The 661-nt window shown below is 54.5% G+C and carries 1 protein-coding gene; it reads left to right on the top strand.

All coding sequences use genetic code 11. The features are described from left to right. On the top strand, nt 1-661 hold a 661-nt coding region (locus IVA91_RS31840; RefSeq protein WP_247460151.1), incomplete at both ends, for a thioredoxin family protein.

Below are 661 nucleotides of genomic sequence, written 5' to 3'. Positions count from 1 at the left end.
CTCCACCCAAAGTCGTCTCGCGTGAGGAATGGCTTTCCGCACGTAGGGCATTGTTCGTCGAAGAGAAGGAGATGACGCACAAGCTCGACGAACTTAGAGAAAAGCGACGCCATTTGCCGTGGGTAAAAATCGAGAAGCCCTACGTCTTCGAGGGACCGGATGGCAAGTACACACTTTCCGATCTGTTCAATGGTCGCGGCCAACTCGCCGTCTATCACTTCATGCTGACCCCGGGCTCCGATCACGTTTGCAAAGGATGCTCATTCGTCGCCGATCATTTCGACGCCGCGCGCAAGCACTTCCATGATGCCGACCTGTCATTTGCTGTGATTTCACGCGCGCCAATCGAGCGAATCGAGCAAGTGAAACGCGCTTTGGGCTGGACCTTTCCGTGGGTGTCATCCTATGGCAGCGACTTCAACTTTGATTTCGGGGTGTCATTCAAAAGGGAGGACCTGGCCGCTGGCACAGCCAAGTTCAATTACGACACGATCCCGCTCAAGAGCAGCGAAGACATGATGGGCGCCAGCATATTTGCCAAAAACGAGGCTGGCGAGATCTTCCACACGTACTCGGCATATTCCCGTGGCATTGAAAATTTGATGGGTGCCTTCATGTGGCTCGATCTCACGCCCAAAGGCCGCCATCAATTCGATGACGG

Source organism: Bradyrhizobium sp. 153 (assembly GCF_023073835.1).
Classification (GTDB): Bacteria; Pseudomonadota; Alphaproteobacteria; order Rhizobiales; family Xanthobacteraceae; genus Bradyrhizobium.
The sequence above is the reverse complement of the archived record's forward strand: the minus strand, read 5'-3'. Positions and strand labels throughout refer to the sequence as shown.